11 protein-coding genes are annotated in these 14,807 nt (G+C 64.2%); 2 read left to right on the forward strand and 9 right to left on the reverse strand.

The genetic code is table 11. The features are described 5' to 3' along the window. Positions 1–575 (forward strand): IS256 family transposase (locus QQK83_RS16820; RefSeq protein ID WP_284266201.1); only part of this gene is annotated, 575 nt, incomplete at its 5' end. 331 nt (positions 576–906) lie between these two features. On the opposite strand, the gene QQK83_RS16825 is transcribed toward QQK83_RS16820, so the two are convergent. From QQK83_RS16825 to QQK83_RS16865, 9 genes are all read right to left on the reverse strand, one after another. Further along, on the reverse strand, positions 907–3,237 hold the full coding sequence (locus QQK83_RS16825) for a glycosyltransferase family 2 protein (RefSeq protein ID WP_284266203.1): 2,331 nt from the start codon (positions 3,235–3,237) through the stop codon (positions 907–909). Continuing rightward, a complete protein-coding gene (locus QQK83_RS16830) occupies positions 3,234–5,183 on the reverse strand; it encodes a glycosyltransferase (RefSeq protein WP_284266205.1) in 1,950 nt (649 codons plus the stop codon). Before QQK83_RS16830 ends, QQK83_RS16825 begins: the two co-directional genes overlap by 4 nt. Next, positions 5,180–6,265, reverse strand: coding sequence for a hypothetical protein (locus QQK83_RS16835; protein ID WP_284266207.1), 1,086 nt, complete (start codon positions 6,263–6,265; stop codon positions 5,180–5,182). The genes QQK83_RS16830 and QQK83_RS16835 overlap by 4 nt, the downstream gene beginning before the upstream one ends. Positions 6,266–6,299: 34 nt before the next feature. Then, positions 6,300–7,037: a sulfotransferase family protein gene (locus QQK83_RS16840; protein WP_284266208.1), complete on the reverse strand. Its 738-nt coding sequence runs from the start codon at positions 7,035–7,037 to the stop codon at positions 6,300–6,302. 149 nt (positions 7,038–7,186) lie between these two features. Continuing rightward, positions 7,187–7,918 carry a hypothetical protein gene (locus QQK83_RS16845; RefSeq protein WP_284266210.1) on the reverse strand — a complete coding sequence of 244 codons (732 nt, stop codon included), beginning with the start codon at positions 7,916–7,918 and terminating at the stop codon, positions 7,187–7,189. Positions 7,919–7,943: 25 nt separating this feature from the next. Further along, on the reverse strand, positions 7,944–8,285 hold the full coding sequence (locus tag QQK83_RS16850) for a hypothetical protein (RefSeq protein ID WP_284266212.1): 342 nt from the start codon (positions 8,283–8,285) through the stop codon (positions 7,944–7,946). A gap of 448 nt (positions 8,286–8,733) precedes the next feature. Further along, positions 8,734–11,142: an AAA family ATPase gene (locus tag QQK83_RS16855; protein WP_284266214.1), complete on the reverse strand. Its 2,409-nt coding sequence runs from the start codon at positions 11,140–11,142 to the stop codon at positions 8,734–8,736. A gap of 374 nt (positions 11,143–11,516) precedes the next feature. Further along, positions 11,517–12,686 (reverse strand): GIY-YIG nuclease family protein, encoded by a 1,170-nt coding sequence (locus QQK83_RS16860; protein ID WP_284266216.1) that lies wholly within the window; start codon positions 12,684–12,686, stop codon positions 11,517–11,519. Between the two features lie 119 nt (positions 12,687–12,805). Beyond that, positions 12,806–13,363 (reverse strand): hypothetical protein, encoded by a 558-nt coding sequence (locus QQK83_RS16865; RefSeq protein WP_284266218.1) that lies wholly within the window; start codon positions 13,361–13,363, stop codon positions 12,806–12,808. An 864-nt stretch (positions 13,364–14,227) separates the two neighbouring features. Between QQK83_RS16865 and QQK83_RS16870 the strand changes: the two genes are divergently transcribed. Next, positions 14,228–14,659: a MarR family winged helix-turn-helix transcriptional regulator gene (locus tag QQK83_RS16870; protein WP_284266220.1), complete on the forward strand. Its 432-nt coding sequence runs from the start codon at positions 14,228–14,230 to the stop codon at positions 14,657–14,659. The last annotated feature ends 148 nt before the right edge of the window (positions 14,660–14,807 follow it).

Consider the following 14,807-nt stretch of genomic DNA (forward strand, 5'->3'; position numbering starts at 1 on the left):
GCTCCCTGCGCGCCCGCGGCCTTGGCGGGGTCAGGCTGGTGATCAGCGACGCTCACACTGGCCTCAAGGCGGCCATCGCCCGGGTCTTCGAGGCCACCTGGCAGCGCTGCCGCGTTCACTGGATGAGAAATGCGCTGGCCCATGTCTCCCGCGGCCAGCACACCGTCGTCGCCGCCGCGATCCGGCAGGCCTTCGACCAGCCCGACCGCGCCCATGCCGGCGAGACCTGGCGCAAGGTCTCCGAGCAGCTGCGGCCGCGTTGGCCCAAGCTGGCCGACCTGATGGACGCGAGCGAGCACGACGTCCTGGCCTACATGTCCTTCCCCCGCCAGCATCGCACCAAGCTGCACTCCACGAACCCGATCGAGCGACTGAACAAGGAGGTGAAGCGCCGCGCCGATGTCGTCGGGATCTTCCCGAACGAAGCCTCCATCATGCGGCTGATCGGTGCCGTGCTGTTCGAGCAGAACGACGAATGGCAGACCTCGAGCCGCTACATGATGGTCGAAGCCTTCGCTCAGATCGACACCGAGGAGATCGACCCCATTCTCAGCATAAACACGAAAGCCGCCTGATCATGCCCTCAGGCCATCAGGGAAATTACACCAGCTTGACGGACGTGACCAAAACCGACCGCCCGCCACAATGGGCCCGGCCAAAGGAGCCATGATCCGAACGGCCGCTTCCTGCCCGACGCGGGGACATCGTCACCTTCGTTTCAGGTCCCAGGTCTTGCAACCCGAACCTTTTCCGAAAACCGGCTGTTACCACCGGCGTCACCCACGGCCGCGCGCTGCGCTGCGCCAAGGGCTTCGCGCCCGGCCTCCTGCATCACCCGGTGGGACACGTCCCAACGCCGCGTCATGCGTCGCGCAGGGCACATGATCCATGACGGCTCGCGCCACGCTAACGCGGCTGGTCTTGCCCGGCCGGTTGTTCGTGCGGCAGCGGCGCATCCCAACCCGGGCTACTGTGCATCAGCCCCAGTGAGACGAGTTGGGCGGGACCGTCGTACTCAATGAGAGCATTCGACACACTGGACGCAGAGGGTGCACCGAGACTTCGGTCAAGCTGCCGGTAGAACCGAGCTCCCTGAAAATGCTCACGACGCGCGATCGCATCGGCCAGACGGTCGCGGTACGCGCCGATGAACTTGAAGTGCAACACGGCTGTCCTGAGGTCCGATACCGGCACGTGGGTATGGTGGTGATTGTTCACGAGATACGCGAAATCCGGTGTCATCCGCACAAGCGGCGACTTGGTCATCAGCAAGCTGCGCCCTGTCATCCGTGACCGCACGCCGCCCTTGATGAACGAATAGGGCGGAAGTTCGCAAGGCATCCTGACCAGATCCGCGTCGAAGCAGCTGCTCTGCACGAAATCGACCGGACCCGGGCCGGTATCGCGGGGGAAGCCAGGCGGCACCATGTCTATCATCGCCGCTTCGGTGCAGCCATGTCCCTGTGCATCGAGATAGCGCGTCAGATCATGCAGGTCGCGGCCCCGGTCGACCCCCGCGAAGACCAAAGCTTCGTCCATGTCCACGTGAATGCACCAATGACCCACTCCGAACCGGCGCATGAGGTGATTGATCCAGAAGATCCCGCAGCCCGACGCCGCGAAACTGCCCGGCGCGTGGAAGAGAGACACATCGGGTTGTTCGAGAAGCCGTTCGGCGGTCCCGTCCGTCGAGGCGTTGTCGCAGAAAAAGAAGTGGTCGACTCCCAGCCGACGGTAATGCTCCAGGAACCAATCAACATACTCGATCCCGTTGTAGACACAGACAAAACACAGGATCTCTCCGGGATGACCCGTGAACCGCAGCACCCTGGTCTCGGGATGGGACGCGCACGCGTCCGTGGCGGTCGGCGCGGTGTCGGCGATCCAGCGCCGCCACCCGTCGCGTGCTCCCTCATCATGTCCGTCCTTGGCCGCGAAATACATCCCGAAGGGCGTCAACTCGGCGCACTGTCGAAGACCGTGCGGCAGCGTCTCGAGATGGCGTCGCGCGTCCTTGTCGCGGTTCAGGGCGATTTCCATTCGCAGTCGCAGCGCCTGCAGGCCGGGATCTTCGAGGCTGCGATCGAACAGGGGCCCCATCTCGTCCAGCAGGAGGGCCATGCGATCGGAAGTCACCTCGAAATAATAGGAAAACAGCGCCGTCATCACGTCAGGGCCGGGCCAAAAGCACCCCTCGCTTCGCAAGAGCGCGCGCAGTGCATCGACTTCGGCGGTGGCCCCGGTATGGCAGGCATGTCGCAGCGCAAGAACGAGCCAGCGCCAGCGATCCATCTGCCGCATCTTCTCCATCATCTCCTCGACAAGGAGGGCGTCGTCTTCCTCGATCGCACCGATGCACAGCGTTTCGACAAGCGCGGGATGCCCGGGAAAGCGGCTCTCGATGTCGCGCAGTCGCGCCTGCAGGTCGGACAGACGGTCCGCCATCATCGCCGCGTGAAGGGCCTGTGCGAGCATGTCGTCGGACGGCGGGAGCGTCAGGCTCGCATCCTCGGAGATCCACCCAAGCGCGAGGTCCGTTGCTTCGCGCCACCGGCCGCGTGCATTCAACAGCCGAAGGCGGAGCGCGCGCGTCTGGGCCGACGACGGAGACAGGATTTCGGAGCGGGCGTCGAGGACGGCCAGCGCCGCCGCCGGGCCATCGGTCAAAAGGCTCAACCGGACGTCGAGCACGGCCAGCGCGGCGGCAGGTGCGTCCTTCTGGCGGGCCTCGTCGAGGGTCCGCGTGGCGGCGTCGAGATCGCCACATCCCAGCCTTATGGCCGCTTCGCGCAAGATCAGCTCGACCTGACTGCCTGCTTCGGCAGCGGCCATCTCGTTGCGCAGGTTGCACATGGCCTCGGCATTGCCCTCGGCCTCGGCAAGGTCAACCGCAAGCCGACGCCGTTCCTTCGACGGGAATTCGGCCGGAAGGTCAGCGAAAAGCGCGCGCGCCCGCTGGAAGTCGCGTGCGCCCAACCGTGCCCGGATATGTGTCGCAAGCTCGGCAGGGGCCGGCGACAGGGCGGCAATACGATCAGCAATTGCAACCACCCATCGAAGGTTGCCGCTCTTGCGCATTGCGGCCAGCATGGTTCGCAACACCGCGATGTCGGTTTGGGCGGCAACACGGGCGCCCAGCACCCCATCGTCTGCCGCGACCGCGGTCCATTGGACGGCGTCGTGCCCTGGCGCCTGCGGGGGGTGCGCCGGCGCGATCGAATGAGGATGTTCCGTCATGACATCGCCAGCAGGGTTCGTACAAGATCGGGGCGTGGCGCGGTCGCCTCGGCGAGGCGCGCGCGAAGGGTTCCGAGAAAACTCTGCGCGGGCGGCGGTGTGTCCAGTCCAAGGCCGATCAGCCGCCAGGTTTCGGTGTAGACGTGGATGTTGCGCGCCGCCGACAGGCATGGTGCCCTGCGCATCGTGTCGAAGGGCGCAAGCAACTGTCCTGTCTGCATCCACCCGATCGGGTTCAGGAAGTCTGGGGGCATCAGGTCGTAATCCTTGTGTCCTCCGGCAGCCAGAAGTTGCGCCAGCAGCTCCGGCCCGATCTGCGCGAAATGCATGTCCTTGCCGGCGCGCAGCTCTTCTGCAGCGGCGAGGGCGGTGCGTTGCAGGGGGTCGTCGGGCGGTGCCGCCATCTGTGCGCCGTTCGGGCCGATCAAACCGGCATCCGTCCATTCACTTGCGATCAGTCGCGCCCCCTCGGGCTCGAAGAGATCGAGGTTGATGACATCGGTATCCGTCCAGAAGCCGCCGCGACGCACCAGCAGCGCGTAGCGGAAAAGGTCCGAGAACGCCCCCAGAGAGCCGCGATGCGCGCCGCTTCCCTGTCCCTCGATGAAGATCGCGTCGCGCGGCAGGATCGCCGAGGCATCGGCCAGCTCGACACCCTCCGGCACGCCCTCAGGCTCATCATAGACGTAAAGCTTGTAGCGCCATCCATTCAGCAGGAAGGACTGCATCGACATCTGCTCGATCCATCGCAGCCTGGGACCGACCCACAACGACTGCGCGAGCGGGCGCCCGCTGCCAGGCTGCAGGCTGGGCCCGGCAAGGGTCAGCGGGGACTTTGCTCCGTCGCGCGCCGCGGCCAGCGATACAGAGATCAGAGCGGCCCGCCCACGCAGGAACCATGGTGCCCCGGCGCTATGCCGCACATGGCGTACCGCGGCTGCGGCATTGTCATGGTCGTCCGTCATCCCGAGCGCCATGGCGCGAAGGCAGACCGCCGGAAGGTTCAGCTCGGGATGGTCGAGGAGCTTTTCCGTCAGGGCCAATGCCTTGGTCCAGTCACCTTGTGCGACTGCGCGGCGGGCCTGCATCAAGTGCCGCTCGGGTACCGCGTCAGGCGGAGCCAGCGCATCGTGGATCCCGACGGCGTGCGCCATGGTATCAGGGTGCTGGGCGGCCCCGGTCAGATAATCCGCGAGAACCGCGCATTGGGCGGGATCGGTCAGCGCGCGTGCTTCGTCCATGGCACCGGCTGCATCGCGCTGCCGGATCAGCCTGCGCAGGATTGACCACAGCGCGCGAAGCTCGGTCCGGCCTGCTCTCTCGAGAAGGCCCTCCATCCGATCCACGACAGCCGTCTCTTCGCGCAGGTTCCACAAGCGCATGAGTGCATGAACCTGCCAGGCACCCGGGACAAAGTCACGATCAGCCGCCAGCAAGTATGTCAGCAACATCTCCGCTGCATCGGTCTCTCCGGCATCCAAGGCCAGGACCAGCGCCATGGATTTCAGACCGGCATCGGCCTTTGCCATCCGGGCGCGCAAGACGCCGACCAGGATCCGGGCGGCCGCATGCCGGCCGATCTCGGCGCCCGTCAGATCGAAATCCCGGAGCACTGGCCAAGGGTCACCGCCTTCCAGCGCACGCTGCACGAGGTCAAGCCATGCGGTCGCAAGGTCGAACGAGACAGGCATGTCGGAAAAGCGGATCGACAGAGCATGCCGCCACAGCGTCAGGTAGAGCCGGACTTGCCGGTCGTCCGAAGGGTCCGGCAAGACGCCGCCCAGAAGCGCGAACGCCGTATCCGCATCACGCCCATCCAGAGCGCGCGCGACGCTGCGCCATACGTCCGGCACCGGCGTAGGCACGGCACCTGCTCGTTTGCGAGAGAACCGCCCGGCAAAGCGTACGAGCAGCCCCGGCAGTCGCAATCGGAGTGTCTCGATCATTCCGCAGGCATCGTCACCCGCGCGAGTGCATCACGCAGCGCATCGGGACATTTCGGATGGTTGCGCACTGTCTCGGCCAGAGCCACCGTGCGGTCGGGGTCCACCACGAACACGTTACGCACGAGTTGATAGTACAAAGGTCTACTCTTTTCCCGATCAAGCGAACCGCCTGAAGGCAGGCCAAAATCCATCCCGAATGTCTTCCGCAGTTCGTTCATCTCGTCCACGGATGCAGAGACAATCAACTCGGCGATACCGGGCTTCATCCGGGCGCTTCGATGATCATTCTGCCTGGACCCAACGCGACGCAGAAACTGTGCCCACTGAAGCGTATCTGCGTGGTGGACTGGAAAGTTTCGGGGGTCTGTCAGCTGCCGGGCAAATGCGATGGATTGCACGAGGTACATGCCTTCGGCGGAGAGAGACACGTTGGAATTGGATGCGGACGCCGCAAGATCTGCCGCGCGAATATCCACTCCGATTGCGCCGGCAAGGAAATCTTCCATCACGTCGCCGCCCGGAAAAGCCGTACGATCATAGACCCTGACATCCAACCGGTCTCCAACAAGTCCGTGGAGCTTGATCAATGGCGACAGAGATAGCTTGAATGCCCAGTTTGAGCGCGGCAAAATCGCGGATCGTATCAAGGCCTGGCTACATGCACTTGGAAACCCGCTCACCGGGTCCCGAAGATACGCAACGTAGCGGACTGATTTGGCCAATCGACACAGCCGCTCATCCAGAGCACGCATTCTTTCAATGTTTGCTCCGAGATTGGTTAGCAGCCCCTCGGAACTCAGAACCGCAATCCGTGCGTCCGTCTGTGTCTCGAGCGCGGACAAGATCAGTTCATCATCACCCGGCGAGCCAAAGAAAGCTTTTTCAAGTGCCTTGTCCGAGGGATCGTAGAACTGCCTTACGAGACCGTGGTGACCGGTCACGCCCTCGATAACCGACGGGTAGTATACCCCGCGTGAAAGCAGGTAATCGGAATTGGCGTTCATCGTGGTCTGGATATGCGTAGTGCCGGTCTTGTGCTGCCCGACATGAACGATGATCTGCTCGAAATGTTTGGCGGTCATGATGCTGGTTTCCCGAATGATAACGAATGGCGCGTCACGGCACCTGCAACTCAGGCGCGCGCGCGCTTACAAAGGCCCGGACGTCATCCGCATTGATCACCGAAGCCTCGCTTGACTGGCGTCGGGTCGGTACGTTGAACCCGGCTGGCACATCGGCATAACGGCCAAGAAACCGCAGCGCCGAGCGCAATACGTCGATGCCGGTCTCGGACGAGAGATCTTCGTAGCGAAGCGGAAGCACCCGCATGCCAAGCGTGGACAACACCGTTTCGAAGTGAACCCGTGAGTGGTGAAACCGGCGCGCCGCGGTCAACACATCCTTCGGCGACAGGCGGATAGGGACGTACCCGTCACCAGGGTCTTCGCCCGTCCGCGTCAGGTAGACACCGCTGCGCTCGGCCACGAGCAAGGACATCGCCTGTGCCACCACATCCCGGCGTGTCAGGTGAATGACCGGAACACCCAGCTTGGCGAATTCCTGCAACACCACCGGCACGGGCATAGGCAGGTCCATGTCGCCATTCACACCGAACGCGAAGGCTTGCGGGTACTTCACGTCGAACAGGATCTTTCGCTCGGATTCCGTCGTGGCGAAAAAGCGGGCGAGGAATTCATGCAATGCCGCAGGGGCATGGGTGAGCAAGGACGACCGTGGCCCACCCGCCGCCAGCATGTCCCCAAGCGTGAAGGTTCCACCCCCGGCAATACCGGTGTTCAACGGCTCGGGCGGCCCCGACATCTGCGCCAGCCCGGCAAGCGACAGCTTCAGCATGTGCGAGCCGGACCGGTAACCGGAAAGTATCAAGGCCGTTCGCTGGAAATCCCGGTAGTCAAGCCTTGGAGCCAGGCCTGACGTATCGGGCCCCGACCCGTCACCGGGTACAGGGGGTACGATTTGTTCCGTCACGGCAGCACCCTGTTTCAGAATGCGAGGCGCAACTGGACCTGGACAGAAGACACTTCGTCAGCCGACGCGCCCGAGAGCGAAGGCCAGCCCTGCGTGGCCGTGAGGCGCAACTCGGCGTCCTCGGCGATATCGACCGCTGCCACGACCCCAGCGCGGGATACCTCGTAATCGTCTTCGGAATAGTAACTGAAGGTGGGACCGATCCGGACCGAACCGATACCGTGAAGATAGGTCAACGCCGCGAAATCACCGGCGGTTCCGTCATGTTCCACAAGGAGCTGCAGATCACTCGAGGCGGAGAACACAACTTCCAGTTCTGCCGCCACAAACAGCCCGGTCCGGTCCAGATCAGCCGGAGAACTTTTCGTGACCGGACGAACCTGTGTTTCACGGTGCGAAATGCCGCCGATCAACGTCAGCGTGGTCATTTCGGACAGGGGCAAGCCATACGACAACAACAGGCGCGACGTGGTCGACGCGCCACCGCCCGGAACCCCGTCGTACCCGGTATCGTAATTCGACCGGGCAACATCGAAGCGCAGGCGCAGCCCCTCGACAGCGGTTCGCCCGTCGTTGCCTGCCGACGCGCTCAACGGCATCCGGACACTCAGCGCCGAGTAATCGGAGTCATTGCCAGACCGCTCGCCAATGACAATCACCTCGAACCCGGTGTCATCGGCAAGCGCCGGCGTCGCAAATTGCATGCCAAGAGCGACGCAAAGGCCGCTGCAGATCGTGCGATGCATGATTACCCCTTTCCCGGGTGTGAGGTCAGATGACGACCAGGCGAACACAGGTCGCTGTGTCGTTCACGAGCATGCTTATCGTCGCTGGCTGATCGTCTGCAGCTGCCAACGAGTTGTAGGCATTTATCGCGGCTTCCACGCCACTGTCGCTGAGCGCGTTCAGACGGATGAATGCGTTGCGCACCTCGTCCTCGGTTGCCCCTTCGAGGATACGCAATGTGAGTTCCTCGATGTCACCGAGCGGTTCTCCGCAGACGACTTCTTCCGGGTCATTCGCCGAAGCGGGCAGTATCGAGACTGCCAGGGCGGACAGAGCGATCGCCAACGTCTTCGTCGTGTGACCTATAATTCCGAATATGTTTTTCACCGAAAAGTCCCTCCGCCGGTTACCATTCGGCCTACCGCGCGGCTTGCCCGTGTTACAACACGGCAAAGCGCCCGGATCGGTCTCTTTGGATTGACATGTCTCGATAGTTCCAAGATTTCCATGCCGTATCGCGGCGGCGAACCGTGACGTTGCCCCAACCATTATCCAGCGTGAGCGAGACTCCGGGTTTGGTTCTTGCCTTTTGGGGCGGGTCGGACAACGGGGCCTGGCGCGGAGCTTTGCGGGCAACCCTTACTTTCCTAAACTCGCCGAAGCGGGTTTTGGAAGTCGTGTCTTTTCAACACGATATAGGTGATTTGGCTCCGGCGGTAGGGAACGGAGCCATTTTCGGGAAGCCGATCAAGGCATTGAAAAGGTTATGCTTTATTCTCGCGGGCGGTGGTTGGTGATACAGTGAGGTGATACAGTCGAGTGATACAGTTTTTGATCAAGACCTGCTGGTCTTACAAGCCTCCTCGAGGTGTCGTGCCAGCTCTTCGTTTTCGAGCAGGCTGTTCTCATCAAGCGTTCGAGCCAACGATCCAAGTCCCCCCTTGCTCTGTTCCAGGATTCTCGATGCCTGAGCCTCTGCGTTGCGGAGCCTTTCTTCAACCCTACCGCGCAAGTCTGCATCTGACTTGAGGAGCTGTGTGGCCTGATCTGGCGGTCCTCGCCAGACGAGGCCATCGGCTAGGCAGAAACTGACCTCGAGTGCAGTCGCGAGTTCGGTGGCCTTGGCCAGGTCGCTGTCCTCCGGCCCGCCCGCACCAGCCGAGACTTCACCCAAGACCACCTTCTCAGCGGCGCGACCGGCAAGCAGGGTGATGAGGACGGCCTCGAACTCGGCCCGCGTCGCAGAAGTGGCAACGCGCGGGGTTTCGGCGAACCCGCCTGCGGCGTGGATCGCTATACGTCGCGGCGTGCCGTGGCCGGTGGCATGTGCCGCGATGGCATGTCCGGCCTCATGCACGGCGATGCGCCAGCGGAGGGCCTCGTCGAGGGGCGGGCGGGTTTCGGCAAGGCTGGCCTCGAAATGGCGCAGCGCGAGGGGTTCGCGCTGCCGGCGGGCCAGCGCGCGGGCTCCGCGGACGAGGCGGGCGATGTCGGCGCCGGACATGCCGATGCACTGTAGAGCGAGGGGAGTGAGGTCGGCTTCGGCAAGGGCGCCCCCAAGATGCCAGCGGAGGGCGGCAGGCAGCTGATCGGGATCGGGATGCGCGAGCGTCAGAAGCCGGTCGAACCTGCCTGGCCTCCGCAGCGCCGCGTCGATCTTGTTCGGGTAATTCGTCGCGGCGATGGTCAGCAGGCCTTCCATGGCATCGAACCCGTCGAGGCATTCGAGCAGGCCCGCCACGACCAGATCCGTCCAGGAACTGTTATGATCCTGCGGGCGGGCGCGGTCGCCCCAGGCGTCGAGTTCATCGAGGAAGATGATGGATGGCGCGGTCTTGGCCGCCTCGGCGAAGAGGGCGCGCAGCTCGCGGATGACCTCTGACCCACGGGAGCCGCTGGACTGCAGTTTCGCCAGCGAACTCGCATGGAAGCTGATGCCGGCGTCCTGGGCGATCAACCGCGCGAGCTCGGTCTTGCCGCTGCCGGGTGGTCCATAGAGCAAGAAGCCGCGCGTGACGTCTTTCCACGGCAGGCGGCCCTGCTGCCAATCCTCGAGATCCGCGAGCAGCTGATCGACGGCATCGCGGACGGGTTGGGGGAGGGGGAAGTCGTGCAGGCCCGGGCCAGGCTTGGGTCCGGCGGGCGAGGTCTCCGGTGCCTGTTCGAGGCGGCGCGCGAGGCTCGGTCCATCCGGCGACCGGAAGGCGAGAGCCAGCGAAGCAAGGGACAGCCCGGCCAAGGTGGCGTCCTCTGGCAGGTCGTAGGGTCCGAGATCCAGGATGTCCGGGCGGATCAGACGGAGGGCGTGGAGCAGGATCTGCCGATCGAGCGGCGCGAGCGGGATGATCTCGGGCACGAGCCCTGCAACGGGCTTCGGCAGGTCGAACGCCTCGGCGGCGACGAGGGCCACGCTGCGCCCGCGCAGGAGCGCGGTCTGGAGCGGCTCGCGCAGCCCCGGAAAGCTCCCCTTCTGCGACGAGCCATGTTCGAGGACATCCGCGATCATGTCGACGAAGAGCGCGGGCGCGGACCTCGGCCGATCCGACAGAATGGCCGACAGCACGCCCTCGATGCTTCTGTCGAGCGCGGCCTCGCCGGTGGCGATCACGGTGATGGCACCACGGGCGAGGAGCCGGTCGCGGAGGCTCTCGAGCGATCCGAAGGTCTTCCCAAGGCGGAGCACGGAGAGCGCCGGAAGCAGGCGCGGGATCAAGCCCTCGCGCGGGTTGCGGTGCGGCGGGATCGGGGGAATGGGAAGCGTGGACAGGCCCGGGATCTGTTCGGGGTCGAGCCACGCCAGCGGGTCTTCGGGCGGGCTGTTGTCCGTCGGGTGATCCCAATCCGGATCGTCGTCAGGGGCCTCCGCGGGCGTGCCCGTGGCGTCGTTATCCGTTCCGCACTGTTCGAGACCGGTTGGCGCCTTCTCGGGCGCACCGGCGGGATGGTCCAGCGGGCAGCCAGCGACGGCGCCGTCGGTGTCCCGGCTGTCATGCTTGTCGCCCGCATCGACCTCCGTCTCCGGATCCGGCAGGTCGTCCGCTTCGAGGTCATCGCCGTCGTTGTCCGTATCGTCGTTGTCCTCTTCATCTTCCGCCGCGTTCTGGGCCTCTTCGAAGGCCCAGAACGCGTGTGTTGGCTCTGCCAACCTGTCGAAGATCTGCTCCGCGAACGCCTGCCATCCCGCTGTCGCGTCGGCAAGATCGGGGGCAGAGGAAAGGGGCCGCGCAGGCGCGGCGTCAGACATGGGCCGCGCAAGCGCGGAAGGGTTTTGGGCCTGCGGCCCAAGGCTTGGATCAGAAGCAAGGGGTTCGGGGGGCGTGCCCTGCGCCGAGGCGCTCGGACCCGGGGCAGAGGCAGGGACAGGCCCGGTGGCGGGGACAGTGGCAAGGAAAGGGCGGTGGGTCATGGGCCGAACCTCCGAGGCAAGGGGCGGTAGGAAGGAAGAAATCAAGGACAGGCGCGCGAGCGCGGCGCGAAGGGAGGGCTCTGGAGCGAGCCAAAAGGGGGGGGCAGCGGCGGCCCCAGAACAGGCCGCAACAGTCAGGATCGGCACCTGAACCGAGGGCTTCAGCTGCGACGATCCAGGATCAGATCGAAAGGCGGATGCCTGATCCGGGATCATGACGGGGTGGTGCTATTGCCAGAACGACCGTCATTGCCGCCATCAGGGCCATGAGCGGGGTCATCGTCCTCTCCCCCGTCCGGCATGTCCGATCCCGGATCGGCGTGGGAATTGGCTCCCGACGGGTTTATGCGTGCTTCGATGCCATCGAGCACCTTGTGCAGCACCGGGAGGAGCGTCGGGCAATAGATCTCGGAGACGACATTGATCTCTCCGGCATATGCATCGACCGGGATCACGGCATCGGGATACCGCTTCGCGAGCCGCGTGTTGGCTCGACGTTCCTCGGCGCAGGCGGCGTGACCCGTGGGCATGGGCAATAGGCGCAACAACTCGACCTCAGCATCGCGCGGCAAGCCGAGCTGATACCGAAACCGATGCTTCGGATTGGAGCTGTAGCCGAGCTTCAGCACCCGCAGGCCGCTGGCGGGCAGGTCGATCCGGGCAAGGTAGATGTTGCTCGGCTTCGACGCCCAGCTCTCGCCGCAGCCACCGCAATCGAGGCGCCCGGTCTGCATGTTGGCCCGCGCGATGCGCTGTTCCTGCCTGCAGCCGTGGCGGTAGATCCGGTAGTTCCGATCGCCGGACGGATCGGGACCGATCAGCGTCCAGCCCTGCGCCTCGGCTTCCTCCGCCTCCCGCGCCGCATGGCAGGTCTCGCAGCGCACCCCGCAGATGCCCGCGGCGGCGCGCTCGATCAGCTCGAACTGCCGGCGCAGCTCGTGGCCGCAGGGGGCGCGGAACCAGCCATAGACGTGATCTTCGGGATCACGGACCAGGAACTCCACCCCCGCAGCCTTTGCCAGATCCCGGATCCGGCGCTCGGCGCAGGCCCCGCAGCGGGGCTCTGCCGTCATCAGGGTGTAGACCTTGCTCGCGGTCTGCCCGCCGCAGGTCTGGCAGGTCAGCGCCACGTGATACCGATCCCGGATGCGGCGATCGATCCGGAAGCCCTTCGACACAGCCACCTGGGCCCAGCGATCCGGGATCGGCGCCGGAAATCCGAGCCAGTCGGCGGCCGCAACATCGCGCGACCGGTGCGGGATATGCAGCGGCACGGGGTGATCGGGCGGCTGCACGGAGGAACCATGCATCAAGGTCGTAGGTGCGGTGAGGGATCCCTGGGATCCGGGATCGGGATGGGTCGGGGGCGTGAACTCGGTCATGGGCAGACCTCCAGTGGTTTGATCAGGCAAAAGGAGACCCGGCCCCGCATCGGCATGAGGCGGGGCAAAACGGGTCAGCGGGCTAGGGGGAAGAGAAGCGGGGGCGCCGAACCTGGCGCTCAGAAGGCGGGACCGGTCACATCAGACGGCGCGGGCGCGTCATGGCCGAGATCCGGGACCTGTGACATGTCTTCGACCGCGAGATAGGCTTCGAACCGGGAGAGGCCCTGCAGGATCAGCCGGTTCACCACGGGATCGAGACCGGGCAGATCGAGGACGAGATACCGCATCGGGGTCTCGATTGCGCGCCGCCGCAGGCGCGCGACCAGATCGGGATCGGAGGACCGGATCACCTTCCGGATCAGCCGCGCCACCCGGATCAGGGCGATGTCACCGGGTGCGCGTGGCGACTGGGCCAACAGCGCCTCGAGAGCGGACAGGGTGTGCTCCAACGCGCGTTCTGCATCCCGAAACCATGCATCAAGCGCGGGGTCCGCGCCCGAGAAGCCGATCATGTCCCGATCAGCCGCAATCAGGACATCCATGGCGGTCAGAAGATCGGCGAACCGAAGCGCGATCCGCGAAGGACGGCTGCGCAGGTCGGCAAGGATCGGGGCATCGAGGGCCCCCAGGACCGGGAAGCGAATTGCGGGCGGGGTCAGGGTGTCGGTCTGCATGGGTGTCTCCGAGAAAGCGTGATGGCTAGGTATGTCATAGATATGGGTCAAAAGACTAGCCGTCAAGGTAAAACGGAGAAAATGTCTTGGATGCTCTCGGAAGGGGCCCAAAAGGGGGCTCTGTGACGGAAGGTCGGCTTCGGATCAGGTGGGGCAGGGGGGATCTTCGATCGGAAGCGACTGGTTGAGGCCGCCCAACCGCCGCTTGGGTCTCAGGTATCCTGCAGGAATGGCTCGAGGCGCGCTCTGGAACCCCTCTATGTCAGGCTCGGCGACGATAAATGCCCCTTGGAATATAAACCTAGCCAGCTAGCAAACGTTTATCGGCTATCTCGGAGGCCCCCTTGCGCGTTCGGGACCCTGTAAAATGGGGCCTCCGACAAGAGACCGGCTACTGTAAGGCATCAAGACCTCCGCTCCAATAAAAAGCTAGCCGACTAGCAAACGTTCTTCCGTCGGGAAATGGGTGCTCATGACGGTTTTGGAAGCCGCAAGCAGGGCCCTGCGACCAACAAACGGCTGATCAAAGGCGAGTAGAACCCCATCAGAACATAACCTAGCCAGCTAGCAAACATTTTTGGGCTGTTTCGGAAGTCCCCCTTGTGTGCGCGGGGCGTTGCAAAATGGGGCCTTCGATTAGAGGGCAGGTCGACGAAGGCGCTCGGAACCCCTCTTGGAACAAATACTAAGCCGACTAGCGAACGTGTTTGGACCCAGAAAAGAGCTCTCCTGCGTGCTCTCGATGTCTCAGAGACCATCCACGGACCGAAAACCTGTTGCAATGTGTCGAGCGGGCTAGCATCTGCTGAAGGGACCAAACCGGGCTCTTCAACCTGGCGGGCACGATGAAACGGGGGCAGGCCGATGAGTGACGATATCAAGCAGCAGGAAACCCTGGATCTTCTGACCCTTGTCTCTCGCGCCAGCGCGCGCGAGGCCGCGGAGGCGCTCCGCGCGAGCGGTCTCACACTGGCCCAGTTCTCGCTCCTGGATCTGATCGAAAAGGAGGGGATCCGCTTCCCCACAGCGCTGGCTCGGAAACTCGACATCGAGAGCAGCACTATGGCAGCCATCCTGAAGCGGGCCGAGCGTGACGGCCTCGTCCTTAGAAGCCCGGATCCCAAGGACGCGCGGGGCATCGTGGTGGAGGTGACTGAACAGGGCAGGGGGCTTCTACCGGGAGCCCGCCGTGCGCTCGCGGGGGTGGAACGGAAGCTGACGAAGGACATCGGCGCGCAAGACCTCGAGACGGCCCAGAAGGCTCTGCAATCGATGTTGCTCAACCTAAGAAATTGAGAGGTGACGCGAACGGCCCAAGGACGAAGCCGCTCCGCGGCATTGGCGCATTGGGCTGATGGAGTGAGCCTGCCGTAACGATGCGCATTTTGCGATCTGTCCGACCTGTCTGACGCTTGGGACCTTCTCAATCGTCAGACAGGAGGTT

Source organism: Roseicyclus amphidinii, from assembly GCF_030163755.1.
Taxonomy (GTDB): domain Bacteria; phylum Pseudomonadota; class Alphaproteobacteria; order Rhodobacterales; family Rhodobacteraceae; genus Roseicyclus; species Roseicyclus amphidinii.

Excerpts from the sequence above, each read along its gene's own strand:
- QQK83_RS16825 (WP_284266203.1), bottom strand. The coding sequence starts at position 3,237 with ATGACGGAACATCCTCATTCGATCGCGCCGGCGCACCCCCCGCAGGCG.
- QQK83_RS16830 (WP_284266205.1), bottom strand. The coding sequence starts at position 5,183 with ATGATCGAGACACTCCGATTGCGACTGCCGGGGCTGCTCGTACGCTTT.
- QQK83_RS16835 (WP_284266207.1), bottom strand. The coding sequence starts at position 6,265 with ATGACCGCCAAACATTTCGAGCAGATCATCGTTCATGTCGGGCAGCAC.
- QQK83_RS16840 (WP_284266208.1), bottom strand. The coding sequence starts at position 7,037 with ATGCTGAAGCTGTCGCTTGCCGGGCTGGCGCAGATGTCGGGGCCGCCC.
- QQK83_RS16845 (WP_284266210.1), bottom strand. The coding sequence starts at position 7,918 with ATGCATCGCACGATCTGCAGCGGCCTTTGCGTCGCTCTTGGCATGCAA.
- QQK83_RS16855 (WP_284266214.1), bottom strand. The coding sequence starts at position 11,142 with ATGTCTGACGCCGCGCCTGCGCGGCCCCTTTCCTCTGCCCCCGATCTT.
- QQK83_RS16860 (WP_284266216.1), bottom strand. The coding sequence starts at position 12,686 with ATGACCGAGTTCACGCCCCCGACCCATCCCGATCCCGGATCCCAGGGA.
- QQK83_RS16865 (WP_284266218.1), bottom strand. The coding sequence starts at position 13,363 with ATGCAGACCGACACCCTGACCCCGCCCGCAATTCGCTTCCCGGTCCTG.
- QQK83_RS16870 (WP_284266220.1), top strand. The coding sequence starts at position 14,228 with ATGAGTGACGATATCAAGCAGCAGGAAACCCTGGATCTTCTGACCCTT.